The organism is Pseudomonas sp. SWI36 (genome assembly GCF_002948105.1).
In the GTDB taxonomy this organism is placed as follows: Bacteria; Pseudomonadota; Gammaproteobacteria; order Pseudomonadales; family Pseudomonadaceae; genus Aquipseudomonas; species Aquipseudomonas alloputida.
In genome coordinates, this window is record NZ_CP026675.1 from 776,202 (window position 1) to 802,321 (window position 26,120).

26 protein-coding genes are annotated in these 26,120 nt (G+C 60.5%); 4 read left to right on the top strand and 22 right to left on the bottom strand.

The genetic code is table 11. The features are described 5' to 3' along the window. Window positions 1-190: 190 nt before the first annotated feature. From fleQ to C4Q27_RS03950, 21 genes are all read right to left on the bottom strand, one after another. Window positions 191-1,666, bottom strand: a complete 1,476-nt coding sequence (gene fleQ, locus C4Q27_RS03835; RefSeq protein WP_020191674.1) for a transcriptional regulator FleQ — start codon at window positions 1,664-1,666, stop codon at window positions 191-193. A gap of 170 nt (window positions 1,667-1,836) precedes the next feature. Then, a complete protein-coding gene (locus C4Q27_RS03840) occupies window positions 1,837-2,130 on the bottom strand; it encodes a flagellar protein FliT (RefSeq protein WP_104886520.1) in 294 nt (97 codons plus the stop codon). A gap of 18 nt (window positions 2,131-2,148) precedes the next feature. Further along, window positions 2,149-2,544 (bottom strand): flagellar export chaperone FliS, encoded by a 396-nt coding sequence (fliS, locus tag C4Q27_RS03845; protein ID WP_104886521.1) that lies wholly within the window; start codon window positions 2,542-2,544, stop codon window positions 2,149-2,151. Between the two features lie 79 nt (window positions 2,545-2,623). Further along, a complete protein-coding gene (gene fliD / locus C4Q27_RS03850; RefSeq protein ID WP_104886522.1) occupies window positions 2,624-3,979 on the bottom strand; it encodes a flagellar filament capping protein FliD in 1,356 nt (451 codons plus the stop codon). An 80-nt stretch (window positions 3,980-4,059) separates the two neighbouring features. Next, window positions 4,060-4,410: a flagellar protein FlaG gene (locus C4Q27_RS03855; RefSeq protein WP_104886523.1), complete on the bottom strand. Its 351-nt coding sequence runs from the start codon at window positions 4,408-4,410 to the stop codon at window positions 4,060-4,062. Between the two features lie 75 nt (window positions 4,411-4,485). Continuing rightward, complete coding sequence (locus C4Q27_RS03860; protein ID WP_104886524.1) at window positions 4,486-6,189, bottom strand: flagellin; 1,704 nt, start codon at window positions 6,187-6,189, stop codon at window positions 4,486-4,488. Between the two features lie 393 nt (window positions 6,190-6,582). Next, window positions 6,583-7,512: a ketoacyl-ACP synthase III gene (locus tag C4Q27_RS03870; protein ID WP_003254453.1), complete on the bottom strand. Its 930-nt coding sequence runs from the start codon at window positions 7,510-7,512 to the stop codon at window positions 6,583-6,585. 498 nt (window positions 7,513-8,010) lie between these two features. Beyond that, complete coding sequence (locus C4Q27_RS03880; protein WP_003254454.1) at window positions 8,011-9,576, bottom strand: flagellar hook-associated protein 3; 1,566 nt, start codon at window positions 9,574-9,576, stop codon at window positions 8,011-8,013. Window positions 9,577-9,589: 13 nt separating this feature from the next. Further along, complete coding sequence (gene flgK, locus C4Q27_RS03885; protein WP_104886527.1) at window positions 9,590-11,632, bottom strand: flagellar hook-associated protein FlgK; 2,043 nt, start codon at window positions 11,630-11,632, stop codon at window positions 9,590-9,592. A gap of 12 nt (window positions 11,633-11,644) precedes the next feature. After that, on the bottom strand, window positions 11,645-12,799 hold the full coding sequence (gene flgJ, locus C4Q27_RS03890) for a flagellar assembly peptidoglycan hydrolase FlgJ (RefSeq protein WP_064491817.1): 1,155 nt from the start codon (window positions 12,797-12,799) through the stop codon (window positions 11,645-11,647). Between the two features lie 11 nt (window positions 12,800-12,810). Further along, entirely contained in the window at window positions 12,811-13,920 is a 1,110-nt protein-coding gene (locus tag C4Q27_RS03895; protein WP_004575771.1) for a flagellar basal body P-ring protein FlgI, read from the bottom strand. A gap of 12 nt (window positions 13,921-13,932) precedes the next feature. Beyond that, window positions 13,933-14,628: a flagellar basal body L-ring protein FlgH gene (flgH, locus tag C4Q27_RS03900; protein WP_003254461.1), complete on the bottom strand. Its 696-nt coding sequence runs from the start codon at window positions 14,626-14,628 to the stop codon at window positions 13,933-13,935. A gap of 36 nt (window positions 14,629-14,664) precedes the next feature. Further along, the gene (gene flgG, locus C4Q27_RS03905) at window positions 14,665-15,450 is read right to left on the bottom strand and encodes a flagellar basal-body rod protein FlgG (protein WP_003254462.1); all 786 of its coding nucleotides are present in this window, start codon (window positions 15,448-15,450) and stop codon (window positions 14,665-14,667) included. A 47-nt stretch (window positions 15,451-15,497) separates the two neighbouring features. Beyond that, the gene (gene flgF, locus C4Q27_RS03910; RefSeq protein ID WP_010955101.1) at window positions 15,498-16,238 is read right to left on the bottom strand and encodes a flagellar basal-body rod protein FlgF; all 741 of its coding nucleotides are present in this window, start codon (window positions 16,236-16,238) and stop codon (window positions 15,498-15,500) included. A gap of 160 nt (window positions 16,239-16,398) precedes the next feature. After that, window positions 16,399-16,590: a hypothetical protein gene (locus C4Q27_RS03915; RefSeq protein WP_003254464.1), complete on the bottom strand. Its 192-nt coding sequence runs from the start codon at window positions 16,588-16,590 to the stop codon at window positions 16,399-16,401. Window positions 16,591-16,660: 70 nt separating this feature from the next. Beyond that, window positions 16,661-17,983 (bottom strand): flagellar hook protein FlgE, encoded by a 1,323-nt coding sequence (flgE, locus tag C4Q27_RS03920; protein WP_020189992.1) that lies wholly within the window; start codon window positions 17,981-17,983, stop codon window positions 16,661-16,663. Between the two features lie 28 nt (window positions 17,984-18,011). Beyond that, window positions 18,012-18,713, bottom strand: coding sequence for a flagellar hook assembly protein FlgD (gene flgD / locus C4Q27_RS03925; protein ID WP_003254468.1), 702 nt, complete (start codon window positions 18,711-18,713; stop codon window positions 18,012-18,014). Window positions 18,714-18,725: 12 nt separating this feature from the next. After that, window positions 18,726-19,169: a flagellar basal body rod protein FlgC gene (flgC, locus tag C4Q27_RS03930; protein WP_003254469.1), complete on the bottom strand. Its 444-nt coding sequence runs from the start codon at window positions 19,167-19,169 to the stop codon at window positions 18,726-18,728. Window positions 19,170-19,171: 2 nt separating this feature from the next. Further along, entirely contained in the window at window positions 19,172-19,582 is a 411-nt protein-coding gene (gene flgB, locus C4Q27_RS03935) for a flagellar basal body rod protein FlgB (RefSeq protein ID WP_010955103.1), read from the bottom strand. A 620-nt stretch (window positions 19,583-20,202) separates the two neighbouring features. Next, the gene (cheR, locus tag C4Q27_RS03945) at window positions 20,203-21,030 is read right to left on the bottom strand and encodes a protein-glutamate O-methyltransferase CheR (protein ID WP_004575768.1); all 828 of its coding nucleotides are present in this window, start codon (window positions 21,028-21,030) and stop codon (window positions 20,203-20,205) included. Between the two features lie 52 nt (window positions 21,031-21,082). Further along, window positions 21,083-22,012, bottom strand: coding sequence for a chemotaxis protein CheV (locus tag C4Q27_RS03950; RefSeq protein WP_010955104.1), 930 nt, complete (start codon window positions 22,010-22,012; stop codon window positions 21,083-21,085). A gap of 77 nt (window positions 22,013-22,089) precedes the next feature. Between C4Q27_RS03950 and flgA the strand changes: the two genes are divergently transcribed. From flgA to C4Q27_RS03970, 4 genes are all read left to right on the top strand, one after another. Beyond that, window positions 22,090-22,842, top strand: a complete 753-nt coding sequence (gene flgA, locus C4Q27_RS03955; protein ID WP_064493114.1) for a flagellar basal body P-ring formation chaperone FlgA — start codon at window positions 22,090-22,092, stop codon at window positions 22,840-22,842. Window positions 22,843-23,006: 164 nt separating this feature from the next. Beyond that, window positions 23,007-23,321 (top strand): flagellar biosynthesis anti-sigma factor FlgM, encoded by a 315-nt coding sequence (gene flgM / locus C4Q27_RS03960; protein ID WP_003254479.1) that lies wholly within the window; start codon window positions 23,007-23,009, stop codon window positions 23,319-23,321. Window positions 23,322-23,370: 49 nt separating this feature from the next. Then, the gene (locus tag C4Q27_RS03965; protein ID WP_010955106.1) at window positions 23,371-23,838 is read left to right on the top strand and encodes a flagella synthesis protein FlgN; all 468 of its coding nucleotides are present in this window, start codon (window positions 23,371-23,373) and stop codon (window positions 23,836-23,838) included. Window positions 23,839-23,917: 79 nt separating this feature from the next. Further along, the gene (locus C4Q27_RS03970) at window positions 23,918-24,661 is read left to right on the top strand and encodes a flagellar brake protein (protein ID WP_064493115.1); all 744 of its coding nucleotides are present in this window, start codon (window positions 23,918-23,920) and stop codon (window positions 24,659-24,661) included. Between the two features lie 93 nt (window positions 24,662-24,754). On the opposite strand, the gene C4Q27_RS03975 is transcribed toward C4Q27_RS03970, so the two are convergent. Continuing rightward, entirely contained in the window at window positions 24,755-26,089 is a 1,335-nt protein-coding gene (locus C4Q27_RS03975; protein ID WP_010955108.1) for an MFS transporter, read from the bottom strand. Between the last annotated feature and the right edge of the window lie 31 nt (window positions 26,090-26,120).

The following is a 26,120-nucleotide window of genomic DNA, read 5'->3' on the forward strand; positions in this document are numbered from 1 at the left end:
CGTGGCTGACCGTCATAAAAACGGTGTGTTGCCAGCGGTGTAGCAATAGCCGTGCCGGAGATAGGGATTTGTGCCGGCCTCTTCGCGGGCAAGCCCGCTCCCACAGGGATATCACCGAATTGAAGATGTGCATCGATCCTGTGGGAGCGGGCGTGCCCGCGAAGAGCCCGGCACAGGCAACCGCCAGGCTTCAATCTTCCGCCTGTTCCTCGCCGCCTTGGCGGCTCATGCCGTACTTGCGCATTTTCTCGACCAGGGTAGTACGGCGAATACGCAAACGTTCAGCCGCGCGCGCAACGATACCGTTGGCATCGTCCAGCGCCTGCTGGATCAGGCCCTGCTCCAGGCTACCCAGGTAGTCCTTGAGGTCCAGGCCTTCGGGCGGCAGCATGGCGTGGTTGCTGAAGTTTGGTGTGTGGCCATTGATCGCCACGCGCTCTTCCAGATCGCTGCGCAGGCTGTCGACCATCTGCTCGTCTTCGTCATCGACATAGCGGAATTTCTTCGGCAGTTCCGACACGCCAATGACCCCGTACGGGTGCATGATCGCCATGCGCTCGACCAGGTTGGCCAGCTCGCGCACGTTGCCCGGCCAGCCGTGACGACACAGCGACATGATCGAGGCGGAATTGAAGCGAATGGAACCGCGCTTCTCGTGCTCCATGCGCGAAATCAGCTCGTTCATCAGCAACGGGATGTCTTCCACCCGCTCACGCAGCGGCGCCATTTCGATAGGGAACACGTTCAGGCGGTAGTACAGGTCTTCGCGGAAGGTGCCGTCCTCGATCATGGTTTCGAGGTTCTTGTGCGTCGCAGCGATGATGCGCACGTCGATGCTCTGGGTCTTGTTGCTGCCCACGCGCTCGAAGGTACGCTCCTGCAGCACACGCAGCAGCTTGACCTGCATCGGCAACGGCATGTCGCCAATTTCATCGAGGAACAGGGTACCGCCGTTGGCCAGTTCGAAACGCCCGGCACGGCTGGTGATGGCCCCGGTAAAGGCGCCCTTCTCGTGGCCGAACAGTTCGCTTTCCAGCAGCTCGGCCGGGATCGCGCCACAGTTGACCGGCACGAACGGCGCTTCGCGGCGCTTGGAATGGTAGTGCAGGTTGCGCGCTACCACTTCCTTGCCGGTGCCCGACTCACCCAGGATCAGCACGCTGGCGTCGGTATCCGCCACTTGCTGCATCATTTGCCGCACGTGCTGAATGGCACGACTGGTGCCAACCAGGCTGCGGAACAGATTGGGCTCGCGCTGGCGACCGCGCTCGCGCGCCTGGTCATACATTTCGCGGTAGACCTGGGCACGGTGCAGCGAATCCAGCAGCTGGCTGTAGCTTGGCGGCATCTCCAGGTTGGAAAGCACCCGGCGGCGAAGGTCTTCCGGCAGCTCGGCGGAAGAAATTTCACCTAAAAGCAAAACTGGAAGGAACTCATCCCACGCAGCCACTGTCTTAAGCAACCCAAGCAGATTGCCCGGAGCATTTACGGTGCCGATGAGCACGCACAGCACTTCGCGGCTCGAGGACAATGGCTCGACCGCCTGCTGCCAGTCATGGCTGGCACACGCGAGGTTTTCTTCGCCGAGGAAGTTCAGCACCACCGCAAGGTCGCGGCGGCGCGCGCTGTCGTCATCGATCAGCAGAATCTTGGTTTCACGCCACATGCAATAGCAACTTCCCTAGTCATATCGGCGCCCTGCAGGGGCGTGCTCGACATCATTCCGACTGAATGGTCAGTGTTCGGACGTCTGAAATTCGAAAACAGCCACTAGTAAAGTCAAAAACTTAAAGGCAGTCAAATTTATGGCGTCGAAGCGTTGCTCTCTGCCCAGCTTCAGCTGAACAGATGGTATACCTTTGTGGCGTGTTTCGCTTGGTTGATATTCGACATTTGTGCGACCAAGGATTGACGCTCGTCACTTGCAACGTCGATCAGCTGACGATAAACCGCCATCAACGCTTCCAGATTGGCCCGGATTGCGGCCTCATCATCCAGATTCTCTTGCAGTAATTCATCCATCAGCGTACGACAGGCCAAGTCCAACTCACCAATGGCCGCCCAGTCGCGCACTTGCAGGGCCTCGCTCAGGGCAAGGCGGGTGTCTTCGATTTGCTGCAGCGCGCTCATGGGGGGCTCCTTAGGGTGTTATTGCTCGGCGGAGGCGATGGCATCCCAGCCGCTTTTGACAGTGATCATCAATTGCGCGACTTCGTCGATAATAGCCGGATCACTGTGCAAGTTGGCCTGCATCAGGCGTGTGGTCATGTAGGCATATAACTCATCCAGGCGATCCAGTTCTTCGGGGTTTTCCGCCTTTTCCCGGTCCAACCCTTCACGCAAGCCACCAATAATGTCGATAGCCTTACCCAGCAAGATACCCTTTTGAGCAACGTCTCCACGACTGATTGCACCCTTTGCCTGAGCCATGCGGTCAAGCCCGCCCTCCATCAGCATTTGCACCAAACGATGAGGGGTTGCCTCGGAAATTTGGGCATGGGAATTGACCTTCTGGTACTGGCGAAGGGCTCTCATCGGGTGCATGGGAAATCCTCAGTGAACTTGGTGCAACAGTGGCAGCATACCTAGGTAATCGGCACTGCCCCGGCTTTCTTTAGGGTGATCAATCGTCGCTATTGGACTTGTTCAGTGCGTTCAGTGTAGCCATCACGCTGTCACTACTGGCTTTGAGCTGGGCGACTAGCGTATCCATAGCATTGTACTTTTTGGTCAAGGTTTCGGTCAGCGATTCGATGCGGCGATCGAGTGCCTCCTGGGAGGACTCGAGCTCCTTAAGCTGCGCAGTCAGGCTGGTCTGCCGCGAGGCAAGGATACCCCCCGTCTTGGCATAGCCCTCAGTCGCCGAGGTCATACGGGTCAACAAGCCTTCTTTGCCAGTGAACAGGTCACTGATATCGGCGGCATGGGTTTTTACCGCGTCGTTCCATTTAGTCTCATTCAGCTCCAGCAGCCCGGTTTTCTGGACCGTATTTACACCCAGTTGAGACAAGGTCTTCAAACCGCCCTCACCCACCGAACGTGTCAGCTCGCTGCGGATCGAGTTGACCATCGAACGCATCGTGGCATCCCCAGTCAGTGCGGCGCCGGTGGTGCTACTGCCATCAGCGCCTGCCGTTACCTTTGTTACGCTGTTGATAGACGTCATCAGCGCATTGTAGGCAGTGATGAACGACTGCACGGAGGTCTTGAGGGTATCGGTGTTATTGCTGACCGAGAGCGAAACCTTACCCTCTTTGACCAGCTCGATATTCACACCACTTACTGCATCAGTCACCGAATTGGAGGCTGATTCAAGCTCAAGACCATCGAGCTTGTACTTGGCATTCTGTGGAACGGCAATGGTCTTGGTATCGACTGCCAAGTCAGAGCCACCACCCAATGTCAGTTCGGTACCCGCCCCCATCTTGGTCGAAGAAAACACCAGACGCGAACCACTGGCATCGGTCACGATGTTGGCAGTGACACCCTTGGACTGCAACTGGCTATTGATACTATCCCGCGTCTGCTGCAACGTTGCCCCGTCCGCAATGTTGACGCTATAGGTGGTATCGCCCTGACCGATAGTCAGGGTCTGCGCCTGGCCGCTACTGTTGATCACCGCAGATGCGCCACTGTATACCTTGGTGGAAATCTTAGAAGCGGTAGCCAACTGGGTCACTTCTAACGAGTACGTTCCTGTCGACACACCATCGGCGATGGTGATATTGGCCACCGCCTTGTCAGAAGACGTCGCGCTCAAGCCGTTGAAGCTTGTAGCGGTATTGAGCTTGGCAATCGCGGACCGATAAGTGTCGAGTGCACTTTTGACAGTGCCAATGGCCGACAAGGACGTAGTCGCCTTCTGAGTCTGGGTATTGATCTGCGCCTGCTTAGGTGCTTTTTCGGCAGCCGTGAGGGCCGCGACGATTTCATCGATCTTAAGGCCAGAACCCAGGCCGGTAATGGTTGCACTCGCCATCTTTAACTTTCCTTTTCGGTGACCGTCGAACATTCGACGAAAACGCGTCCGTGCGGCTTTACAACAAAAGCCGTGCCAACTCAGGCCTGGGTGTCGAACAACAGGCTGCCGGCATCCTTGAGGTTTTCCGCCAGTTTCAGCGCCACTTCCGAAGGCAGCTGGCGGATGACTTCGCCACTTTGACGGGCTATGACTTTGACCACCACCAGACCGGAGGCTTCATCGATCGAAAAGTCGAGTTGTCGCTCTGAAGCCTTTACGAAGTCCTGGATCGCATTTACAGCGGTTTCCAGCTCTTTTCGAGCTACAGGCTTAGATTCTTTGGCGACAGGCTCGTCAGCTGCCTGTTCGCTTGCTTGCCGCTTGCTCGTCGACGTGTCGGGCGCAGCGGAGGCGGGATAGGACAGGCCCAGTTTCACGCTCATATCCATTTCTTACACCTCTTTTCTTGGAAAGACGAAAGGGTACGTCGCCGTACCCTTCGTCAAACTACTCAGCTTTTGAAATTAGCCCAGCAGTTTCAGTACCGACGACGGCAGCTGGTTGGCCTGAGACAGAATCGCAGTGGAAGCCTGTTGCAGGGTTTGCTGCTTGGTCAGCTCGGCAGTTTCCGAAGCGAAGTCGGCGTCCTGCACACGGCTGCGGGCCGCAGTGGAGTTTTCCGAGATGCTTTGCAGGTTAGAAACGGTGCTGTTGAAACGGTTTTGCACCGCACCCAGCTGGGCGCGCTGGCTGTCGACCTGCTGGATGGCGGAGTCCAGAGCTTGAACGGCTTGCTGCGACGCGTCGGCAGTCAGGATGCTCAAGTCGGACATGGTAGTATTTTGCACAGCCGCAGTGGTGGAACCAGCGGTCAGACCCAGCATGGTCAGGCCGGTACCAGCGCTACCTTCAGAGATCTTGATGTCGTTGTCGGAGAACAGCGAGATCTTGTCGGCGCCAGCAGTGGTCACCTTGGAAGCAGTCACGCCAGTGCTGGCGCTGTTGATGGACGAGATAATCTCGTCCATGGTCGAGCCTTGGTTGAACTTGACTTCTACGCCGTTGATGTTCAGCGAGGTGTTGGCGGTCAGTTTGGTTTCGGTAGTGCCGGCCGACAGACCCAGCGCAGCGAGAGTACCCGCGCCATCTGCACCCGAACCATCAGCCAGGGTGATTGCCTTACCAGTTGGAACACCGGCGTCAGTGGAATCCAGCTGCAAACGGCCATCACTGGTCAGGCTGGCAGTAACACCAGTGTTCGCGGTTTCAGCATTGATCTTCGAAACCACGCTTGCCGCGCCACCCAGAGGATCGGCAGCAGCCAGGGCAATCGACACGCCATTGATGTTGATTTCTGCATCGTTGTTCAGCGCAGTGGTTTTGGCAGCAGTGCTCTCAGTGGTACCTACACCAGCGATCAGCCCGCCCGCAGTCGCAGAAGTAGTGAACGCCTTCTTCGAGCTCATGATGATGCCAGTACCGGCATCATCCAGCTTGGCGGTTACGCCAGTGTCAGCAGTTTTGGCGTTGATGGCCGAAACTGCCTGAGCAATAGACGAACCTGAAGCGATGGTGATATCAGTGCCAGCCAAAGTCAGCGTTTGATCATTGGTTGCGTCAGCGGTGTAGAGACCACCCGCCTGGTAGTTCAGCGAACCAGTAACCGAAGCCTTCATCTGGGTAGCGACACCAGCAACGTTGGCCTCGCTGTAGGTACCTTTCAGACCGGTAGCGCTCAGGTTGCTCATGCCGAACGAGATGGTTTCGTTAGCGTTGGCGCCAACCTGGAATGAAGTGCTGCCGAACGAGCCGTCCAGGAGGTTACGGCCACCAAAGGTGGTGGTGCTGGCGATACGGTTCAGTTCGCCGGTCAGGGCAGTGAATTCTTGCTGCAGGGAAGCACGGTCGTCATCGCTGTTCGAGCCGTTGGCGGATTGCAGGGCCAGTTCGCGCATACGCTGCAAAATGTTGGTGGATTCCTGCATCGCGCCTTCAGCGGTCTGGGCGATGGAGATACCGTCGTTGGCGTTTTTCACGCCGACGGCCAGGCCTTTGACCTGACTGGTCAGACGGTTGGCGATCTGCAGGCCAGCGGCGTCGTCTTTGGCGCTGTTGATTTTCAGGCCAGAGGACAGGCGGGACATGGAGGTGCCCAGCGCGTCGGAAGCACGGTTCAGGTTCTTCTGAACGCCCAAGGAGGTGATGTTAGTGTTAACGGTCAAAGCCATGACGAATTCCTCGTTGTATGGATACTGCGGCTTCCGGCCCTGGCGACAGCCGGGTGTGGCCTAGAGAACCTTCGTAATGGTTATCGTCGGGTGTGCGGGTTGCTTGAGGGTTTTTTCAAAAAAAAAATACTGGCATGGGGCCAGCCCTGAGAAATCAAGGGGTTAAGGGCGGTTTATTGGCGTCAAAAACTGTTTGGAATGGGCTGAATGCCTCATCCCGTCTGTAGGGGCGGGTTCACCCGCGAACACCGGCGAAGCCGGTGCCATAGACCGAGCTGCCTTCTTCGCGGGTGAACCCGCTCCTACAATGGGCTGCGTCAGGCAGACATTTATTTTCGGCAGAAAAAAAGCGCCGGGCGGTGGCCGCCGGGCGCTTTTGGGGGCTGACTGGGGTCAGTCGCGGTACAGGATGGCCGAGCCCCACGACAGGCCCACGCCAAAGCCACTGATCGCCACGCGCTTCCAGCTGCCATCGAGCATGTGCTTCTGCAGCAGCAGCGGAACACTGGAGGACACCGTATTGCCGGTTTCCAGCATGTCCTTGACGAACTTCTCCGGGTGTTGCTCTTCAAAGCGTCGCGCCACGGCGTCGACAATCGCCGCACTGCCCTGGTGGATGCAGAAGGCGTCGATATCCGACGACTTCAGGCCGCTGGCATCCAGCAGCTCGTGCAGGTGCGCTGGCACTTTGATCAGGGCGAAGTTGAATACCTGGCGGCCATTCATGAAGAATTTGCCGTCACTGACTTTCAGGTGCTCGGCACCGGAACCGTCAGTGCCGAAACGCGCCTGGCCCAGGTTCCAAACCGCGTTTTCACCCATCCAGGTTGCCGTGGCGGCGTCGCCGAACAGCATGGTGGTGTTGCGGTCTTCCGGGTCGACGATCTTCGAATACGGGTCGGCGGTGATCAGCAGGCCGTTCTTCAGGCCTGCCGCCTCCATGAAGCCTTTGATCGCATACAGGCCATACACATAGCCGGAGCAGCCCAGCGACACGTCGAACGCCGCCACGCGGGTAGACAGGCCAAGTTTGCTCTGGACGATGGCTGCGGTGTGCGGCAGGCCTTCTTCGTCGCCGTTCTGGGTGACCACGATCAACGCATCGATCGATTGCGGATCAAGGTCGGGGTTGCTGGCGAACAGCGCCTGGGCGGCTTCTACGCACAAGTCGGAGGTTTCTTGCTCTTCGGCCTTGCGCGGCAGGAACGACGCACCGATCTTGCCGAACATGAACTCTTCGTCCTTGCCGAACTTCGCACCCTGAACGTAGTTGTCCAGGCCAGCGGTGGGCACGTAACTCGCAATGCTTTTGATGCCAATCATTCTGGCTTCCCAATGAAAACAGCCAAAGACCACCACTCGATGAATTGAGGGCGCCAAATACCGGAGCGGTCACCGCCAGGGGTTGTAGCCAGGGCTCGCCTGCGCACCGGTAACAAAATGCTGCAACAGCTGCTGCATAGAATACAGGGAAGATGAGCGTTTTGACTCATTGGTCACATTGAAATGCTACGAAAGCCGTGGCGAGGGTGTGGGGACTGGGGAATTTTTGGAATGACCGGGCGGGCACTGGACCCCGAATGATCAGCTTCGCAACCGATATCGATGGGGCCGCTTCGCGGCCCTTTCGCGACGCAAGGCCGCTCCCACAAATACGCCACCTTCAGGAGAGAGGACGACCTGGACTGCCCCCAAGAAGCTGGACACCAATCCAACCCTGGGGAGCAGCCCAAATACGCCACCCTCAGGAGAGAGGAGGACCTGTGGGGGGCCTTGTGTCGCGATAGGGCTGTGCAGCAGCCCCAGGATCAGGCAGGCAGATTAGATCTTGTCGAACAGGCTTAGCTGAGAAATGCGCGCAAACGCCAACTGCGAAGCTTCAAGCATGGCCTGCTGCAGGGTCAGCTGAATGGTGGCCGAGGCCATGTCAGTATCGCCAATGGCACTTTGTGTGCTTTGGTTGGCCAGCCCCAGGCTTTCGTTTTCCTGCGCCTGAATATCCAGCGAGTTGCCCCGCGCACCGATCGAACCACGGGTAATGTCGATACGATCCCGGGCACTGGCCAGGTTGGAAATCGCCGAGTCGGTGGCGGTTTTCAGTGCAGCCTGCGCCTCGGGTGTGTCCAGTGGCTTTTCGAGAGCGCTGCGTAGCTGCCCCAGGGTGTCCAGTACGTTCTGCGTGCGATGGGTATTGGCATTGACCGAGAACTGGTCGCCTTGCTTCGGCGCGCTGTCGAACTGGTAGGTAACGCCTGCCACCGTCACTGCGTTGCCCGCCCCTACTGTACCCGAGCCAATCGGCTTACTGTCGGCACTGTACGGCTGCGCATACAGAGAATACTCGGTGTCGCTGGTGAAGCGGATCACCGCGCCGTTGCTTGGGAAGGTGCTACGGTAAGCTTCCGGGTCGGTAACGCTGGTGCCGGTCACCTGCGCCGTCGACGGGTTGCCCGCGCTACGCGTCGCCGTGAGGGTATCGGGCTTGGCTTCGAGGGTGAACACATGGCCGGCAACGACGGCGTCAGCATCGTCACCTTCCGCCAGGTTCAGGTTGATCTCGAAGTCGACACCGCGCAGCGAGATCATCTTGCCGCCTTCGGTATTGACGTCGAACTTGCCCTTGCCGGCGGTTTCATTGGTGATGTCATTGCCGGCGGCATCCCTCACGCTGTACTCGGTGGCACTGGTGAAGGTGACAGAATACGGCTGACCAGCGGCAAACTGATTGCCGTAGGTGGTGGCCGAGGTCAACAGGCCGCCAGACAGCAATACCTTGCCGTCATCCGGCGACGGTGCTACCAGGCTCGACTGGGTGCGGCTGTTATTGGTGGCCTGGTCGAAAATGCTGTAGCCGGTGTCGTTGGTCGCCAGGCGCAAGGTGTCGGACACCTGCAGGCTCAGCTGGGTCTGGTCGCCCTGGTAGCTGTAGGTGCCGTCGGCGTTGCGCACATAGGGCGGGGTCGACGACTTGGAGCCGCCAAACATGTAGTCGCCGTTGGCATCGCGCGAGTTCAGCAGACCGAACACGTTGGCTTCGATTTCCTTGATCTCGCTGGCGATCGAGGTACGGTCGGCATCGCTCAGGCCCCCGTTACCCGCCTGGATCGCCAGCTCGCTGGCACGCTGCAGGGCATCGTTGATGGTCGATAGCACGCTCTCTTCCTGCAGCAGGGCGTTCTTGACCGTGGTCATGTTTCCGCTGTACTGCTCCAACAAGGCGCTCTGTTGCTGCAGCACAAGCAAGCGCGCAGCGCCGACCGGGTCGTCACCGGCCGACTGGATGCGCGATTTGGAGGTGACCTGTTCGGTAATCTTGGCCAAGTTGGAGTAGTTCTGGGAGTAGCTAGTGGCGCTGGTCTCATAGAACTGAGCAGTTGAAATACGCACGGTCCGCTACTCCTTACAGGGCGTTGATCAGGGTGGAGAAGGTTTCTTGCGCCGCCTTGATGATCTGCGACGACGCTGTGTAGTAGTGCTGGAACTTCACCAGGCTGGCCGCTTCGTCATCGAGGTTGACGCCCGACACCGCGCTGCGGCTCTCGGTCGCAGACTTGAGCACTGCCTGGGTCGCCGTGGTGTCAATGGTGGCCTGGCTGGCCTTGGCCCCTACCCGCTCGACCAGCGAGGCGTAGGCCGAGGTGAAGCTGGTCCCGGTGCCAGAATTGGTGCCCACGGTCGACTTGGTCTGCAGGTCCAGCAGCGCGTTGGCATTGCGGTTGTCCGCCTTGCCGTCGGCATTGAACGACAGGGTAAAGCTGTCATTGGCCGCAGGGCTGCCACCGATTGTGGTCTCGACGGCAAAGGTACGCGGGTTACCGCTACCATCCAGAATCGGGTCGCCGGCCGCATCCAGCATCGGCACGGCGATGGACAACTTGTTGTCCTGCCCAGGCACCACGCTGCCGGTACCAATCTGGGTGCCCTTGGCATCGAACAGCTTGTAGCCCTGGGAGCCGCCACTGGCAGCATCGAACACCACGCGCACCGGCATCGAATCGCGAATCGACTGCTGGATCAGCGCGGTATCGGCACCGCCGTAGATGTCCAGCGACTCGCTCAGGGTCGGCTGGGTGATGGTGCCAGTACCGCTGTTGCCACTGCCCGAGGTCGCGCTGACAGGGCCGGCGAAGGCCAGCTTGTTGGCATCGGTCAAAGTCGTGGTAATGCTCCCGGCAGCTGCACGGGTGGGGATGACCTTGAAGCTGTCGCCGGCCGCCAGGCCGCCGCCTTTCAACGCCAGGCTGAAACCATCGATCACCGGTGCCGGGTCGGCATTCAGGTCGAAGCTGCCCATGTCGGTGCCGTCTGAGCGGCGCACACTGTACTGGTTGGCGCTGGTGAACTTCACCTCGTAGTCGTAGGTGGTCAGCGCACCGCTGTTGGCGATGGTGACATCCAGATTGCCGGAGCCTGCACCGTTGTTCGACGAGGCCAGGCTGCGCTGGGCAATGGCGGTGGCGCTGTTGATGCTGGAGAACAGCGAGCTGCCGAACTGGCCGTTGGCATCCAGGCCCTGCCCCAGCTGGCTATTGATGCTGTCGGCGACGACCAGGGCAACGCGACCAAGCTCGTTCATCGACGGCGTCAGCACGTCCTGGCGATAACGCAACAGGCCGCCAATGGCGCCACCGGACACCACCGAGGTCACGTCCGAGCTGAACGAGTCATAGTTGATGCGCAGGGCAACCTGGCTCTTGTCGGCCACACCCGGCTCCACCGACAAGGTGTTGGCCTTGGTTCCGGTGACCAGCGATTGGCCACTGCCCAGGTACACGTCGTAGTTGCCATCACGCTCCTGTACCGTCACCCCTACCAGCTCGTTGAGCTGGCGCACGGCTTCGCTGCGCGCATCCAGCAGGCTGTTAGGGCTGTTGCCGGAGGCGCTGGCGGCGGTGATCTGCTTGTTGTACTCGGCAATGTTGGCGGTGAGCTTGTTCACCTGGCCGGCCATGGTGTCGAGCTGGGAGTTGATCGTGGCGTTCTGCTGGGTCAGCTGGGTGCTCACCGCGTTGAAACGGTTGCTCAGGGTTTGCGCCTGGGTCAGCAGCAGCTGACGCGAGGCAACGTCACCCGGTTTCGCCGCTGCAGTCTGCAGCGCCGAAAAGAAGGCGGTAAGGACCGAACTGATACCGGTGTCACGGTCGGCCAGCAGCTTGTCGACGCTGGTGATCTGATCCTGGAACGTCAGCGAGTCTGCCTGCAACGAGGTGGCCGTCTGCAACTGGTTGTCCAGGTAGGAGCTGTAGATGCGACGCACATCCGCCAGCGTGGTCCCGGTACCCAGGAACCCTGCGCCTATGTTGTGCGAAGGCCCCGCCGCCTGAACCGTCTGCTGGCGCGAGTAGCCACTGGTCGCGGCGTTGGCGATGTTGTTACTGGTTACCGACAAGGCCGCCTGGCTGGCACTCAGGCCACTCAGGCCGATGGAAATCAGGCTCGACATGATTTAGTCCTTTTATAAGTTCGTGGTTCTGCCAGCCATGGCGTATTGCGGGGTTGACTGCATTTGCTGGGCGATGCTGATGATCTTCTTCGCATAGCCCGGGTCGGTCGCATAACCTGCTTTTTGCAGCTCTCTTGCAAACTGCTCAGGGTTATCGGCCGCATCCAGCGCACCTTGATAGCGAGCATTGCTCTGCAGCAAGGTAACGAGATCGTGGAAGCTGTCCTGGTAGGAGTCGTAGCTGCGGAACGCCGCGGTTTCCTTGACGAACTGGCCATCGCGGAATTCGCTGGTGATCGCCCGCGCCTGCTCGCCTTGCCAGTTGCCGGTGGCTTTGATGCCGAACAGGTTGTGGCTGCTGCTGCCGTCGCTGTTGCGCATCACCGACTTGCCCCAACCGGTTTCCAGCGCGGCCTGGGCCACCAGGTAGCGCGGGTCGACACCAATGCGCCTGGCGGCCTGCTCGGCCATTGGCAGCATGGTGGCGACGAAGGCGTCGCTGTCGGTGAAAGCCTTGTTCGGTGCCAGCGGTGGCTGGGCCACGGCACGGCCGACAATGCGCAGGCCGTTGTCCGGCACGGCGAAGGCCTTGGCGACTGGCTGACCGTCACGGGCAGGCACGGCGGCGTTATTGGCAGTTTCCGCCGACGGCACGATACCGGCCAACAGGCGGTCGGTGAGTTTGCTGGGCAGGGCCAGGCGCCGCGCGTTGAGTGCAGCAACGTCATTTCGCGTAGTGGACGAGGCCATGGCATGCGCCGGCTCCGCCACCTTGTTGCCCCACAATGCCGGGCCACTGCTATCGACGCGCGGGAACGGGCTGGTATTGATCGACGCACTGCGGCCCTTGGTCAGCTGGCGCACCAGCACGTCCTGCAAGCCGATGCCGCCACCTTCGCGGGACATGCTCACGGCCAACTGCTGGTCGTACATGTCGCGGTACTGCTTGACCGTTTCGGTGTTCATCGGGTTGTCGTCGGCCAGCACGTCACTGGCCTTGCGCGAGGCCTTGAGCATTTCGCTGATGAACAGCGACTCGAATTCCTGGGCCACCTTGCGCACATTGGCTTCGCTGTCGCGGTCGCCGTGCTTGAGGGCACTCAGGCGGTTGAGGTCGGTATAGGCGCCGCTGTCGGCACTACCGGATACCTGGCTTTTGATATTCATCCGCGCCGTCCTCAGATCACGATCAGGTCGGCCTGCAAGGCGCCGGCCTGCTTCAAGGCTTCGAGGATCGCCATCAGGTCGCCGGGCGCTGCGCCCACCTGGTTCACCGCGCGGACGATTTCATCCAGCGTGGTGCCCGGGCCGAACTTGAACATCGGCTTGGCTTCCTGCTCGGCATTGACCCGCGAGCGTGGCACCACGGCAGTCTGACCATTGGAGAAGGCCCCCGGCTGGCTGACGATCGGGTCTTCGGTGATGGTCACGGTCAGGCTGCCGTGGGTAACCGCCGCCGGCGACACCTTGACGTTCTGGCCGATGACGATGGTGCCGGTACGCGAGTTGATGATGACCTTGGCCACCGCCTGGCCCGGGTCGATTTCGAGGTTTTCGAGGATCGACAGATAATCCACGCGCTGGCTTGGGTCCATCGGCGCGCTGACCCGTACCGAACCACCATCCACGGCCTGGGCCACGCCAGGGCCGAGCAGGTCGTTGACCTTGTCCACGATGCGCTTGGCGGTCGTGAAGTCGGGACGATTGAGGTTCAGGGTCAGGGTATTGCCCTGGTTGAAGCCGCTCGGCACCGCACGCTCGACACTGGCACCACCCGGGATACGGCCAGCCGACGGCACGTTGACAGTGATCTTGGAGCCGTCACGGCCCTCGGCGTCAAAGCCACCCACGACCAGGTTGCCCTGGGCAATGGCATAGACATTGCCGTCTATACCCTTGAGCGGGGTCATCAACAGGCTGCCGCCGCGCAGGCTCTTCGAGTTACCGATCGACGACACGGTGATGTCCACCACCTGGCCCGGCTTGGCGAACGGTGGCAGGTCGGCGTGCACCGACACTGCGGCAACGTTCTTCAGCTGCACGTTGCCGGAACCGGCCGGCACCTTGATGCCGAATTGCGACAGCATGTTGTTGAAGGTTTGCAGGGTGAACGGCGTCTGGGTGGTCTGGTCACCCGTGCCATTGAGGCCCACCACCAGGCCGTAACCAATCAACTGGTTGGAACGTACGCCAGAGATGCTGGCAATGTCCTTCAGGCGCTCGGCCTGGGCAGCGAAGGCGCAGGACAAAAGCAGGGTTGTGGCAATCAGCTGCCTCACGTTGAACATGGTCATCCGTACTCAGAAAGGCCAAAGCGGGCTGATGAAGAAGCGGTCCAGCCACCCGGGCTGGCTGGCATCGGCGAACGAACCGGTACCGGAGTAGGTGATGCGCGCGTCGGCCACACGGGTGGACGGCACGGTGTTGTCGGTGGCGATATCGTCAGCGCGAACCATGCCGGCAATGCGCACCAGCTCTTCGCCGGTGTTCAGGGTCAGCCACTTCTCGCCGCGCACGGCGATGATGCCGTTGGGCAGCACTTCGGCCACGGTGACGGTGATCGAACCGGTCAGCGTGTTGCCCTGGGTGGCCTTGCTGTCGCCCTTGGTCGCGCGATCGCCGCTATAACCGGCCTCCAGCGAAAGGTCGCCACCACCGAACGGATTATTGGTGTTGGGCGTGCTACCAAACAGCGAAGTCAGGCCGATGTCGGTCTTGCTGGTCTTGGCGATCTGCGAGCCCGCGTTCTTGCTGGCGGACGTGCGCTCATTGAGCGTGATGGTGATGATGTCACCCACCCGGAACGCCTTGCGGTCGCTGTACAGGTTCTGCTCGAAACCGGCCTGGTAGATTGAACCGTTGTTGGCCGCTGCCGGCAACGGGGTGCGCGGCAACACCGGCGCATAGTACGGGTCGTTGGGCTTGGGCGTCGGTGCGACGCAACCTGCCAGCAACACCGCCCCCCCCAGGGCGAAAACGGACAACAGACGATTCATGACACTTACCTCACGGGCGCAGCTGAGTGACAGGGCTTAGAGCTGTTGAGTAACGAACGACAGCATCTGGTCGGCCGTGGAAATGACTTTGGAGTTCATCTCGTAGGCACGCTGAGTGGTGATCATGTTCACCAGCTCTTCCACGGTACTGACGTTGGAGTTCTCCAGCGTCTGCTGCAAGGTGGTGCCAAAACCGTTCAGGCCTGGGGTGCCGACCTGCGGTGCACCACTGGCGGCGGTCTCGAGGAACAGGTTGTCGCCGATCGCCTGCAGGCCGGCCGGATTGATGAAGTCGGCGGTCTGGATGTTGCCGATCACCTGTGCAGCCGGGTTGCCGGCGGTGGTGATCGACACGGTGCCGTCCTGGCCAACGGTGAAGGTCTGGGCGTCGTTAGGCACGACAATGGCAGGTTCCAGGGCGTAGCCGTTGGCGGTGACGATCTGGCCATCGGAGTTCAGGTGGAAGGTGCCGTCACGGGTGTACGACACGGTGCCGTCCGGCTGCAGGACCTGGAAGAAACCGCGGCCGTTGACTGCCATGTCCAACGGGTTTTCGGTGGTTTGCAGGCTGCCGGCGACGAAGCTTTTCTGGGTGCCCACAATACGCACACCGGTACCGACCTGCAGGCCCGAGGGCAGCTCGCTGTCCTGGGTCGACTGGGCACCAGGCTGGCGCTTGATCTGGTAGAGCAGGTCTGCGAATTCGGCGCGATCACGCTTGAAGCCGGTGGTCGAGACGTTGGCCAGGTTGTTGGAAATGACCGTCAGGTTGGTGTCCTGAGCGGACAGGCCGGTTTTAGCGACCCAAAGAGCCGGAAGCATGTGAGTTCTCCTCGTGCGCCTGTTTTACGGCACCCGTTCAAAAGTGATTAGCCGATTTGCAAAACCCGAGCCATGGCTTCGTCGCCTTCCTTGGCCGTATTCATCATCTTGACGTGCAGTTCGAACTGGCGGGACAGCGCCAGCACCGAGGTCATTTCCTCGACAGCGTTGACATTGCTGCCTTCCAGGAAGCCAGCCACCACCCGCACGTTGACGTCGGCATCGGCCGGCTGGCCGGAAGTGGTGTGGATCAGACCGTCCAGGCCCTTCGTCAGGCCTTTGGTGTCCGGGTTGACCAGCTTGATGCGGTCGACCTCGGCCATCACCCGCGGGTCTTCACCCATGGAGCGGATGCTGATGGTGCCGTCGGCACCCACTTCCACTTTCTGCTCCGGCGGGATGGCGATCGGGCCACCGTTGCCGATCACCGGCATGCCATTGCCGGCACGCAGGACACCGAGGGCATCGATGTTCAGGCTACCGGTACGCACATAGGCTTCGCTGCCGTCCGGCGCCTGCACGGCGATAAAGCCTTTGCCGGTCACCGCCACGTCAAGGTCGCGGCCAGTTTCGACCAACGGGCCTTCACTGAAGTCGGTGGCCGGGCGCTCGGTCATGGCGAATGCACGCGCCGGAAAGCTGTCACCGAACACCGGCATCGAGCGGGCCTGCTCCAGGTCGCGCTGAAAACCGTTGGTGGAAATGTTCGCCAGGTTGTTGGCGTGGGCCTTCTGCGCCAGCGCGTTCTGGCTGGCGCCGGTCATGGCCACATAAAGCAACTTGTCCACAGTTTCTCCTCTGCGCGTAGCTGCCGCGCTGTCACTGGGCAGGTTCCAAGCAATAATTGAACCAAGTCTGAAACACCCGGTTTACGGGGCTTTCAGCGCGGCAAGGGGCAATAACCGTCAGTTTGTCGGCGGATGTTTGCCGCCTGCGGCAAGGGCTTGCTCAATGGGCGCGGCAGGCGGCGTTGTTGTAGGGGCCAGAGTGGCGCACCCAGCCTTTGCCCGGGTTGTGGGCCGAACACAGGTAGCGGCCGGTGACCAGGCTTTGCCATTGATAGAACGGGGCGGGGGCAGCGGGGGCCGGCAGAACCAGCACCAGCAGGGGGAACAAGGCCAGTAACGACAGCCGCTTCATTCGCATGAACCTTCACATTCTTGGGGCCGCTTTGCGGCCCCAATTACAAACACCACAGCAAAAACAATCATCAGGTCATCTGAATGATGGTCTGCATGATGGTGCTTTCAGTGGAAATGGTCTTGGCATTGGCCTGGTAGTTGCTCTGCGCCTTGATCAGGTTGACCAGCTCGCCGGTCAGGTCGACGTTGGAGTCCTCCAGGGCACCACCGGAAATCTGGCCGAGGGTACCGGTGTCCGGAGCGCCGATCACCGGCACGCCCGAGGCATAGGACTCTTTCCAGTTGGTACCGCCAATCGGCGTCAGGCCCTGCAGGTTGGCGAAGTTGGCAATTGCCACCTGGCCGATCACCTTGTCCTTGCCGTTGGTGAAGCTGGCAAACAGGTAGCCGTTCTGGTCGATGCTCAGCCCAGACAGCTCACCGGTGGCGAAGCCATCCTGGGTTTTGGCGATTTCTGCGGACGACGCGTTGTATTGGGTGGCACCCAGCATGTCCAGCTTCACACCGTCCGCGTTGGCGATGGCGCCATTGGCCGACCACTCTCCAGCGGCGTTTTTCTGCGCCGGGATCCAGTCGTTGAGCTGGAAGATCTTGTCTTCGCCAATGCTCAGGCCGCCCGCGACGTCACCCGCAGTCATTGCATCCTTGTCCAGCGTACCATCGGACTTGAACGGCACGGCGTTGACCAGCGGCGTGGTGGAAGCCGGATTGGCCGGGTTGCGGCCATCGATAGTGGTGTGCATGGACCAGGTATTGGTCGCGTCGTCCTTGATGAAGTACTGGTTCATCTGGTGTTCATTACCCTGGCTGTCGAACACCGGGGTATTGAACGTGAAGTTGTAGGAGCTGGCATTGGTGGGATCGAAGGGCGTCACCGACGGGGAGGTCGCGGCCGAGTTCAGGTTGATCTTCTCTGTGATGAGGCCGGTCGGCTTCGGCGTCAGGTTGGAAGTATCGATCTGCAGGTCAGTCAGGATACCCTGGATGATCTTGCCGTCCTCGCCGACCGCATAACCCTGCAGGTTGGCACCCGAAGCATTCACCACATAACCGGCCTTGTCGCTGTAGAAAGCGCCCGCACGGGTGTAGATCTTCGAGCCGTTGTCGTTCAGGGCAAAGAAGCCGTTGCCATCGATAGCCATGTCCAGCGCCTGGCCGGTGGCGTTGATATTGCCTGGCGTGAACAGCTGCGAAACCGCGGCAGTCTTTACCCCGGTGCCGATCACGGTCTTGCCCGCGCTGGTGCCGCGGATAGAGTTGGAGTACTGGTCGGCGAACTCGGCACGCGACGACTTGAAGCCGGTGGTGGCAACGTTGGCAATGTTGTTGCCGGTAACGTTCAGGGCCTTGTTTGCTGCATAGAGGCCGCTAAGGCCGATATTGAAAGACATGTGTAACTCCTGTCGTTTTGCTCAGGCCCTAGATGCCGATGCTTTGGATTTTGGAAAGCGCAACACTGCCCAGCCCGGCCAGGTTGAGCGTCATCTCCGAACCGTTGCTACCCATGGTCACACTGGTAACCGAGGCCGGCAGGTTGGTGGTCATGGCCGTGGCCTTGCCATCGATCGAGGCGGTGGCCTTGAAGGTGTAGGTCCCGGCGGCCGCGACTTCACCGTCATCGTTCAGGCCATCCCAGGTAAAGTCGATGCTGCCAGACTTCTGGGTACCGAGTTCGATGGTGCGCACCAGTTTGTCGTCCTTGTCGTAGATCCCCACCGAGGTGGAGGTACTGGACGACGTCAGGTTGACCGAGCCCTTCATGTCCTTGCTGGTATCGACCACAGCCTTGTCGGTCTGGACAATGACATTGCGCCCGACCAGCGAGGAGGCCTGCAAGGCCTGGGAAGATTGCAGCCCAGCCGCGATGTAGGTCACTGCGTCGTTCAGCGACTGCATGCTTTCCAGGCTGCTGAACTGCGCCAACTGGGCCACGAACTCGCCGTTTTCCTGCGGGTCGAGCGGGTTCTGGTTCTGCATCTGGGTGACCAGCAACTGCAGGAACGCGTCCTTGCCCAGCGCACTGCCGGCGGCGCCGGTAGAACTGTCAGTCTTGGACGTCTGCTTCTGCAGCGAGGTCAGGTATGCGCTGCCGACGTCTGTAGTGGAATTGGTGGTGGTCATGTCGGCTTCCTATCACTGCCCCAGGGTCAGCACTTTCTGCATCATGTTCTTGGCCGTGTTCATCAGTTCAGCGTTGGTCTGAAACGCGCGGCTGGCGGAGATCATGTCAGCCATCTCCTCGACCACATTGACGTTCGGGTAGTAGACGTAGCCGTCCTTGTTCGCCGCCGGGTGGTTCGGCTCGTAGCGTGCTTCAAGGGTACTCTGGTCTTCGACGATGCCTTTTACCTGCACGCCCTGCCCTGCCTCGCCCTGGTCTTCGAACAGCGACTGGCTGCTGCCGGCCTGCGCATTCTGGAAGGTGGTGGCGAACACCGGGTGGCGGGCGCGGTACGTCTGGTCGATGCTCGAAGACACGGTCTCGGCGTTGGCGATGTTGGACGCCACGGTGTTCAGACGCGTGTTCTGTGCGCTCATGCCGCTACCGGCAATGTTGAAGACACTGGAAAGGGACATGGTCATTCTCCCCGCAGGGCGGAAACCAGCCCTTTGAATTTACTGTTGAGCAAGGTGAAGCTGGCCTGGAAGCCAATCGCGTTTTCCGTGTAGTTCGATTGCTCGATCTGCGCATCCACGGTGTTCTGGTCGATCGACGGCTGCAGCGGCGTGCGGTACTTGAGGGTTTCATCGGCCATGGCCAGGCCCTCAGCTTCGATGTGCCGGCTGTTGGTCCGGTCAAGGTTGAAGCGGCCGCCGCTCTGCTGCTTGTCGCTTTCGGCTGCGAGCACCGAGGCGAAGTCCATGTCACGGGCCTTGTAGTTGGGCGTGTCGGCGTTGGCGATGTTGTTGGCCAGCACTTCAGCGCGCTGGGCGCGGAAGCCCAGTGCCTTTTCGTGAATACCAAGCGCCTTGTCGAAGCTGATGCTCATGTCAGGGAAACCTTCAGAGGTTGACCGGAATTTCGTTGAGCAAGGTATAGCAAGGGCTGTGCCAACCACTGAAAAGCCCGTGTTTATGGGGTTTTGCGGCGCAGTACTGTCAGATTGATGCCAGAAAAGCGGCAAAGGCCTTCCGCCTGAGGTGACAAAAGCGGCAATTGATGGGCGGCAAAAGCGGCAAAACAAAAAATTGACGTCAGTGTTTTCCTGGGCGGACCTCTTCGCGGGTAAACCCGCTCCTACGGCGGTCTGTGTCCAACCTCCGATGTATGTCCACCACCAATCTGCGTAGGAGCGGGTTTACCCGCGAATACGGTAGCGGCGGCAACGGTGAACGGCGGGTGGTAAATGGCCAGCAGGGCCGGCCTCTTCGCGGGTAAACCCGCTCCTACACGCGGCCTGTGCCCAACCACCGACCTGTGTCCACCCCCGATCCGTCGTAGGAGCGGGTTTACCCGCGAATACGGTAGCGGCAGCAACGGTGAACGGCGGGTGGTAAATGGCCAGCAGGGCCGGCCTCTTCGCGGGTAAACCCGCTCCTACGGGGAGCTCGGCAGGAACAGCGGATAGGCAAACAAAAGGCCGGCATCTCTCGATACCGGCCTTCGTGCTTACTTGGCCTGGTAGATGATCCCCGGGCTGCACTGCACCATCTGGTAATGGTCCGGCAAGCCGTTCAGCGCTTCCGAGGCGCCGAGGAACAGGTAGCCACCGGGCTTGAGGGTACTGTGAATGCGCAGCAGGATGTCCTTCTTCACCTGCGCCGAGAAATAGATCAGCACATTGCGACAAAACACGATGTCGAACTTGCCCAGACTGGCATAACTGTCGAGCAGGTTGAACGAGCGGAACTCGACACGGCTGCGAATCGCCGGCTTGACCGCCCAACGCCCCGGCCCCTTGGGGTCGAAATAGCGCTGCAGGCGTTCCTGGGACAGGCCGCGGGCAATCGCCAGGCTGTCGTATTCGCCGGTCTTGCAGTTGGTCAGCATGGTGCCGGAGAGATCGGTGGCGACGATCTGCGCCCCCATCTTCAACTGGCCGAGGTTGCTGCGCTCGAACTCGTCGATCGCCATTGAAATGGAATACGGCTCCTGCCCCGACGAACAGGCCGCCGACCACATGCGCAGGCGCTGGCCGGGGTTGTTGCGGATGAACTCGGGGATCACCTTGTTCTTCAACACCTCGAACGGGTAGGTGTCGCGAAACCACAGGGTCTCGTTGGTGGTCATGGCATCGACCACCTGCTCGCGCAAACCGCCGCGCGGCTGGGCCTGGATGCGCTGCACCAGCTCACCCAGGCTCTTGATGCCCTGTTGTTCCATCAGCTTGTTGAGACGGCTGGAAACCAGGTACTGCTTATTCTCGCCCAGCAGGATGCCACAGGCTTTCTCCAGGAAGACCCGGAACTGTTCGAAATCCAAATTACCCGTAGACACTACTGCCGCCTCTTTTCAATCACTGGTGCCGGAGGGCATGCCCCCGGCTGCTTCAATGCGCTGCCTTGATCCGGTCGACCACCCGCTGGGCCAGGTCGTCCGGCTTGAACTTGGCCAGGAAGTCATCGGCGCCGACCTTCTTGACCATTGCCTGGTTGAACACCCCGGAAAGCGAAGTATGCAGGCAGATGTGCAATTTTTGCATGCGTGGATCGCTGCGAATCTCCGCGGTTAGCGTATATCCGTCCATTTCCGGCATTTCAATGTCCGAGATCATCATCAGGAACTCTTCTTCCGGCTTTTTGCCCTCATCCACCAGCTGACGCAGGTAGTTCAGCGCCTGACGGCCATCATTGAGCGCCACCACCTCGACCCCAACGGTCTGCAGGCAACGGCTGACCTGCTTGCGCGCCACTGACGAGTCGTCGACGGTCAGCACCCGCATCAACACCGCCTTGTCCTGCACTTCGGCATCGATCACACCGGCCGATACCGACTCGGACGACGGCGACACTTCGGCCAGCACCTTCTCCACGTCGATGATCTCGACCATGCGGTTGTCCACCCGAGTGACCGCGGTCAGGTAGTGATCGCGGCCGGTACCCTTGGGTGGCGGATGGATCTCTTCCCAGTTCATGTTGACGATGCGCTCCACCGAATGCACCAGGAAGCCTTGGGTCTTGGTGTTGTACTCGGTGATGATCACGAAGCTGTTGCGTGTGTCTTCCTGCAACGGCCGCAACCCGGTGGCCATCGACAAGTCGAGGATCGGGATGGTCGCCCCGCGAATATTGGCAACGCCACGCACCACAGGGTGCGCCTTGGGCAGCAGGGTCAGCGCAGGGCATTGCAGTACTTCCCTGACCTTGAACACATTGATGCCGTAAAGCTGTTCGCCATTGAGGCGGAACAGCAGCAATTCCAGGCGATTCTGCCCCACCAGCTGCGTGCGCTGGTTGACCGAATCCATAACACCCGCCATGCCAGACTCCTTAACGTTTCAGCCTTTCGTTGCAACTCAGGTAGCGAGTCGGCACGGGCTTTGCTTTTTTGAGTGTCATGCACACGAAAACGACATTTTCCCGACGATTGACACGCCTGCTGACTGGCCCGCTGGCCATGCTGTGCCTGCTGATGCCCGGCGTTCGCACGGTGGCGAACGCGTTCACCTTGCCTGAACAGCTTATCGGTGTCACCCAAGGGTTTCTTGAATTCACCGTTGAAGATTATCTGTCCACCACCCAGACTGCCGGCCGCTATGAAATTCAGGTCAACCCGCTGGACCCACGCCTGCGCATGCCGTTGTGCAGCCAGCAGCTGGACGCCTCACTGGAAAGCCCGGCCCAGCCGCTGGGCCGGGTGACGGTACGGATACGCTGCAACGGCGCAGCACCGTGGACGGTATTCGTGCCGGCCACCGTGCGACTTTTCCGCGATGTGGTGGTGGTGACCCGCCCGCTCAAGCGCGACACCACGGTCGGCGAAGGTGACGTGGCCCTGCGCGAGCGCGATGTCGGCACCCTGGGCCAGGGCTTTCTGACCGAGCTGGACCAGGCGGTGGGCATGAAGATGCTGCGCCCCACGGTGATCGACCAGGTGCTCACCCCGCAACACCTGGAACAGGCCGAGGTGGTGCGCAAGGGTGACCAGGTGGTGATCATCGCCCGCAGTGGCAGCCTGAGTGTGCGCATGCCGGGCGAAGCCCTGAGCAAGGGCGGCCTGAGCGAGCAGATCCGGGTACGCAACCTCAATTCCAAACGCGTGGTCAAGGCCAGGGTGACCGGCCCGGGCCAGGTCGAGGTCAGTATGTAGGCTAGCCACCAGATTGCGCTGGCAGTGAGGAACCGCTTTTCCTAAACTGTGTCAGAACACGGGTTCGCGGGCTTGCCGACAGGCGGCAATGCATTTGTGCCTAAAGTTTATATCGGGTTGGCCGAAAACAAGGCAAGCGTCCAAATACCCAGAGGTTTCTGATCATGGTCATCGACTTCAGTCGTTTGAATAACTCTCCGTCCGTCACGGGCGGCGTGCGCGGCAACACCGCGTCCGGCAGCGCCGAAAAACCGGCAGCCAGCCAGGAAGCGGTGAAAGACACCAGCGCCAGCGGAGAGGCGGTACACCTCAGCCAAGAGGCACAGCAGTTGCAGAAGATCAGCGACAAGCTGCGCGACGAGCCCGTGGTCAACAGCGCCCGTGTGGCCCAGTTGAAGCAGGCGATCGCCGACGGCAGCTACCAGGTCGATGCCGGCCGGGTCGCCAGCAAACTGCTTGATTTCGAAGCCCAGCGCTGACCGTACGGCGCGCTGACTTCACGGACGCCAGAAAAGCCAAGAGTTAGCCATGCACGACACCACCTTGCTGCAACTGATCGAAGATGACATTGCCCCGATGCAGGAATTGCTCGACCTTCTGCACAAGGAAGCAATCGCCCTGCATGGCCGCGACATGCCGCTGCTGGAGCAAATCCTGGCGCGCAAGCAGTCGTTGATCATCTTGCTCGAGCAGCACGGCCAGCGCCGCAGCCAATTGCTCGGCAGCCTGGGCCTGAGTGCCGACCGCACCGGTGTGCAGGCTGTAGCTGCGCAGTCACCCCATGGTGATGTGATGCTGCAGCGGCTCGACATGTTGTCGCAACTGATGGACGACTGCCAGCAGGTCAACCAGACCAATGGCCGGATCATCCAGGTGCAGCAACACGTCACCAACAACCAGATCCGCATCCTTCAGGGCGGCGATTCGCCTTCGCTCTACGACAGCCGTGGCAGCACCTCGCCGCTGGCCAAGCCGCGCGCGCTCAGCCAAGTGTGATTTTTCTATCAAGGCACAGAACATAGTGGCAAAATGCCGTTACTTGCGTGTGTCGCTTTTGCCTGGAGAACAATAAGCTGTGTTCAATGAATCCGATGCCCCGCAACCACCCAAGGTGTTGAGCACCCCCTTGGAGATTGCGGCCAACTTGCGGCAGCTGCAGGAAAGCCACGACCCCCTGATCATCACCTTCCATGACCGCAGCCAGCGCTTCCAGAGCTATGTGGTGCACGTGGACCGCGAAAGCAACACCCTGGCACTGGATGAGATGATCCCCCGTGACGGCGAGAAATTCATCGAGAACGGCGAGCACTTCCGTGTCGAAGGCTTCCACGATGGTGTACGCATCGCCTGGGAATGCGATCACGCGCTGAAAATCAGCGAAGTCGACGGCCACCGCTGCTACAGCGGCCCCCTGCCGCAAGAGGTGACCTACCACCAGCGCCGCAACGCCTTCCGCGCCGCGCTGAAGCTATCGCAGCTGGTCGACATCATCCTTGACGGTGCTCACCTCAAGGGCAACGGCGCCATGCGAGGCAAGCTGCTGGATATCTCGGCCACCGGCTGCAAACTGCGCTTCGAAGGCAATGTCGAAGACCGCTTGCAACTGGGCCAGGTGTATGAGCGCTTCAAGGCGGGCAACCCACTGGGCCTGGTGGACACCATGGTCGAGCTGCGTCATCTGCACTATGAAGAGCGCATCAACACCACCTTTGCCGGCGTGCGCTTCCACAACCTGAGCGGGCAGGCGCAGCGCAAGATCGAGAGTTTCGTGTACCAGCTGCAGCGTGAGGCGCGGCGGTTCGACAAGGACGATTATTGATCGTCGGTCGGTAAAACAGAAAACGCCACCTGCTGAGGTGGCGTTTTCATTTGTGTTTCTGCTGGGCTGGCCTCTTCGCGGGTAAACCCGCTCCTACACCGACTTGCTGACCTCTTCAGGCGCCTGTTGCTGCGCGCCCTTCTCTTCATCCTCGGTGTCTTCAGCCGCCACCGGCGCCTGCATCACGTCCTGCACCGTCTGCTCATCCACTCGCGGGTCCAGCGCCGCCGATAATGGCGAACCGGCCGCCGGCATCGCCACGTGGCCCAGCGGTGCGTCCTGCACCTGATGCAGGCCGGTAACCGCTTTCGGCCGAATGCGCCAGACCAGCACCAGGGCAAAGAACACGAAGAAGGCATACAGCATCTGCGCGCCCAGCACTTTCATCAGAACCCCTGCCGCCAGCGGGCCGACGCATGCACCCACACCGTAGGTCACCAACAGCATCGCCGTCAGCGATACCCGGCGCTCGCTTTCCACGTGGTCATTGGAAAAAGCAACCGCCAGCGGGTACAGGCAAAACTGCAGCAACGAGATCAGGAAGCCGATACCGAACAGCAACTCCAGCGGCACACTGGGCAGTATTGCCAATGGCGCAGCAGCCAGCGCCAGCCCCACTGCCACACTCCGAATCAGCACCGCCCGGTCATAACGGTCAGACAACCAGCCCAGCGGCCACTGCACCAGCAGGCCGGCAAAAATGCAGCTACCCATGAACAGACCGATCTGCTCGGTACTCATCCCCTGGCTTGACGCATACAAAGGCGCCAGACCGTAGAACGAGCCGACAATCAGCCCCGAGCCCAAAACCGTACTGAGCGACTGCGGCACGCGCTTGATGAAGAACTTCGGCTCCATCGGTGCCGGGCGCAAGGGCGCCGGGTGAATACGCCGGGTCATCGCCACGGGCACCAGGCACAGGGCAAAGCACATCGCCACCAGCATCAGCAGCTCAGGGCCGAGCTGCGGGTGCACCACCAGAATCAACTGGCCAAGCACCAGCCCCAGGTACGAGGCAATCATGTAGCCGCTGAACACCGCGCCCCGGTGCTTCACATCGGCCTGCTCATTGAGCCAGCTCTCGATGACCATGTATTGGCACATCATCCCCAGGCCGACGATCACGCGCAGCCCGACCCAGGCCGGCAGCCAGCTGGTCAGGCCATGGCCGAGCACCGCAGCGCCGACGATACCGGCACAGGTGGCATAGGCGCGTATGTGCCCTACCCGTCCGATCAGCCGGTGGCCAACCTTGCCGCCAACCGCCAGACCAAAGTAGTTGGCCGCCATCAACGCACCCACCCACAGGCTGTCGACGTGGTCGGCAGCCAGGCGCAGGGCCAGGTAGGTGCTGAGCAGGCCCGAGCCGATCAACATCATCAGCGCGGCGAAATACAACGACTGAAACGGCTTCCATACATTTCGCATACGTCCCGTGGAGCTCCCTGGTCAGGTGGCA

Bases quoted from the DNA above. Each gene is read 5' to 3' on its own strand.
- flgG (WP_003254462.1), bottom strand. From the start codon at position 15,450: ATGCTTCCGGCTCTTTGGGTCGCTAAAACCGGCCTGTCCGCTCAGGAC.
- C4Q27_RS03895 (WP_004575771.1), bottom strand. From the start codon at position 13,920: ATGTTCAACGTGAGGCAGCTGATTGCCACAACCCTGCTTTTGTCCTGC.
- flgH (WP_003254461.1), bottom strand. From the start codon at position 14,628: ATGAATCGTCTGTTGTCCGTTTTCGCCCTGGGGGGGGCGGTGTTGCTG.
- flgE (WP_020189992.1), bottom strand. From the start codon at position 17,983: ATGTCTTTCAATATCGGCCTTAGCGGCCTCTATGCAGCAAACAAGGCC.
- C4Q27_RS03950 (WP_010955104.1), bottom strand. From the start codon at position 22,012: ATGGCGGGTGTTATGGATTCGGTCAACCAGCGCACGCAGCTGGTGGGG.
- C4Q27_RS03915 (WP_003254464.1), bottom strand. From the start codon at position 16,590: ATGAAGCGGCTGTCGTTACTGGCCTTGTTCCCCCTGCTGGTGCTGGTT.
- C4Q27_RS03855 (WP_104886523.1), bottom strand. From the start codon at position 4,410: ATGGATATGAGCGTGAAACTGGGCCTGTCCTATCCCGCCTCCGCTGCG.
- C4Q27_RS03870 (WP_003254453.1), bottom strand. From the start codon at position 7,512: ATGATTGGCATCAAAAGCATTGCGAGTTACGTGCCCACCGCTGGCCTG.
- flgB (WP_010955103.1), bottom strand. From the start codon at position 19,582: ATGAGCATCAGCTTCGACAAGGCGCTTGGTATTCACGAAAAGGCACTG.
- fliS (WP_104886521.1), bottom strand. From the start codon at position 2,544: ATGCACCCGATGAGAGCCCTTCGCCAGTACCAGAAGGTCAATTCCCAT.
- flgD (WP_003254468.1), bottom strand. From the start codon at position 18,713: ATGACCACCACCAATTCCACTACAGACGTCGGCAGCGCATACCTGACC.
- C4Q27_RS03860 (WP_104886524.1), bottom strand. From the start codon at position 6,189: ATGGCTTTGACCGTTAACACTAACATCACCTCCTTGGGCGTTCAGAAG.
- flgC (WP_003254469.1), bottom strand. From the start codon at position 19,169: ATGTCCCTTTCCAGTGTCTTCAACATTGCCGGTAGCGGCATGAGCGCA.
- flgM (WP_003254479.1), top strand. From the start codon at position 23,007: ATGGTCATCGACTTCAGTCGTTTGAATAACTCTCCGTCCGTCACGGGC.
- C4Q27_RS03975 (WP_010955108.1), bottom strand. From the start codon at position 26,089: ATGCGAAATGTATGGAAGCCGTTTCAGTCGTTGTATTTCGCCGCGCTG.
- flgJ (WP_064491817.1), bottom strand. From the start codon at position 12,799: ATGAATATCAAAAGCCAGGTATCCGGTAGTGCCGACAGCGGCGCCTAT.
- C4Q27_RS03840 (WP_104886520.1), bottom strand. From the start codon at position 2,130: ATGAGCGCGCTGCAGCAAATCGAAGACACCCGCCTTGCCCTGAGCGAG.
- fleQ (WP_020191674.1), bottom strand. From the start codon at position 1,666: ATGTGGCGTGAAACCAAGATTCTGCTGATCGATGACGACAGCGCGCGC.
- flgA (WP_064493114.1), top strand. From the start codon at position 22,090: ATGCACACGAAAACGACATTTTCCCGACGATTGACACGCCTGCTGACT.
- fliD (WP_104886522.1), bottom strand. From the start codon at position 3,979: ATGGCGAGTGCAACCATTACCGGCCTGGGTTCTGGCCTTAAGATCGAT.
- flgK (WP_104886527.1), bottom strand. From the start codon at position 11,632: ATGTCGAGCCTGATTTCCATCGGCCTGAGTGGCCTGAGTGCCAGCCAG.
- C4Q27_RS03965 (WP_010955106.1), top strand. From the start codon at position 23,371: ATGCACGACACCACCTTGCTGCAACTGATCGAAGATGACATTGCCCCG.